The organism is Verrucosispora sp. ts21, assembly GCF_002879555.1.
In the GTDB taxonomy this organism is placed as follows: domain Bacteria; phylum Actinomycetota; class Actinomycetes; order Mycobacteriales; family Micromonosporaceae; genus Micromonospora; species Micromonospora gifhornensis.
Map to the genome: position 1 here is coordinate 1 of NZ_PNOZ01000191.1, position 542 is coordinate 542.

At 69.4% G+C, this 542-nt stretch carries 1 protein-coding gene; it reads right to left on the reverse strand.

From position 1 onward, the window contains the following. Window positions 1–542: hypothetical protein (locus C1A38_RS30480; protein WP_233197122.1), on the reverse strand; the 542-nt coding region annotated here is incomplete at both ends.

Genomic DNA, 542 nt, shown 5'->3' on the forward strand with positions numbered 1-542 from the left:
TCCGCCGGAGTCCGCAGGAACAGATCCGCGTCAACCGTGTACTCGCCACCGGCGACCGCACCCGAATCGAAGGTCGAGACCAGCAGTTCCTGGTCCACCAGACCCACGTTGTTACCCGGCTGAGTCGGCTCGTCCAACACCGTGACGACCTCCTCACCCTCACTGACCAGACCGGTGTCCCCACCGTCGATCAGCTTCGGCTTCCAACCCAGGTGACCGGCACCGATCGGCGCCTGGTCAGCGTCACCGACGAAGTCGGTGGCGCTACCCAACACCGCCCACGCGGCACCAGCGGGCACCTCGTCCGGCGTACGGGTGTCGGTGACCGTCACCGTCGGCAGCGTGCCGGTGAACTGGCGGACCAGCAGCGTCGACCCGTCCTCGGTCAGGGTCACCGAGTCGGCGGCCACCGTCATCGCCAGGACACCCGGCTCCCGGATCTCCTCGATCTCGACGGTCACCTCCACCCCGGCCTCGTCACCCGGCTCGGCGAAGGCGGGCGAACCCACCGCCACCACACCGGCCAGCAGGGCACCGGACGC